The sequence below is a fragment of the Flavobacterium sp. 316 genome, assembly GCF_000967805.1.
Classification (GTDB): domain Bacteria; phylum Bacteroidota; class Bacteroidia; order Flavobacteriales; family Flavobacteriaceae; genus Flavobacterium; species Flavobacterium sediminilitoris.
This window is the reverse complement of sequence record NZ_JYGZ01000003.1, coordinates 1-1,355: the sequence shown is the minus strand read 5'-3', so window position 1 is coordinate 1,355 and position 1,355 is coordinate 1. Positions and strand designations below refer to the sequence as shown.

1 pseudogene is annotated in these 1,355 nt (G+C 37.7%); it reads left to right on the top strand.

Going from position 1 to position 1,355, the window contains the following annotated elements:
- Positions 1-21 precede the first annotated feature (21 nt).
- A pseudogene (locus SY27_RS06265) lies at positions 22-1,355 on the top strand (RHS repeat-associated core domain-containing protein); the annotation flags it as partial.

The window sequence follows — 1,355 nt, the reverse complement described above, 5'->3', positions numbered from 1 at the left end:
GGACAAGGCAAAGAAATAAAATTGGAATACGACACCAACCTAGCAAACGATGTACGTTCCTATCAGGCCAATGCGACATGGAATGCTACTTTAGGATTATACACCATTAGTATTCAAAACTTAGGCTATTATGCTCCAGCACAATTGTATGTGACTATTACCAAAGATGAAAACTGGACTTCAGGAAAAAACAACACTACCGAGGAATACAAAGACAAAGAAGGACAAGTGGTATTAAAACGTACTTTTAACAATGGTAATCCACACGAAACTTATTATATTTATGATCAATTTGGTAATCTTACCTATGTGATTCCACCACTAGCAGAAGGCATTGCCAATCAGGCTAATTTGGATAATCTGGGGTATCAATACCAATACGACCATCGCAACCGATTAGTAGAAAAGAAACTACCCGGTAAACAATGGGAATTCATTATCTATGATAAATTAAACCGACCTGTAGCTACCGGACCCGCTTTTTCGCCTTACGAAGACAATCCGTCAACCATAGGATGGCTAGTAACCGAATACGATGCTTTTGGAAGAGTGACTCAAACCGCATGGATAAAAGGATATGTTACTTCTGCTTATAGAAACACATATCAAACCCACATCAATGAAGGAAGCAATCCTTTTGTATTTAATACCGCCAATGTTTTAACCAAAAATTACTATGACAATTACACTCTTTTAGGCATTCCAAATCCTGTACCGACGCAAGTGGAAGGCCAGACTATTGCTACCAATGTAAAAGGCTTACCAACCGGTTCATGGGTGAGAGTATTGGACAATGCCAATCCAAATGCAGCAGAAACAAGTTACACCCTATATGATGATCGTTATCGACCGGTTCGTGTTTATTCTGCAAACCATTTAGGCGGTTTTACACAAATAGATTCCAAACTAGACTGGGCTGGAAAAACCGAATATACCATTACGACTCATAAATACGACACCAATGCTACAACAATAACTGTTACTGATCGTTTTAGCTATTCCCCACAAGATCGTTTAACCCAACACAAACAACAAATAGGCAGTCTGCCAGAACAGCTTATTACCCAAAATACCTATGATGAACTAGGACAATTGATTAGTAAAAAAGTAGGTGGAACCAATGTAAGCCCAAGTGCTACAGGACTCCAAAAAGTAGATTATACCTACAACATAAGAGGTTGGCTGAAAAGTATTAATGATGTCAATGATATTACTACGGAAAACGATTTGTTTGCTTTTAAAATCAATTACAATGATCCTGAAAACGCCACTGCTTTATTCAATGGTAATATTTCAGAAACACTTTGGAAAACAGGCAATGATAATATTGCCCGAAAATACAGCTATGATTATGA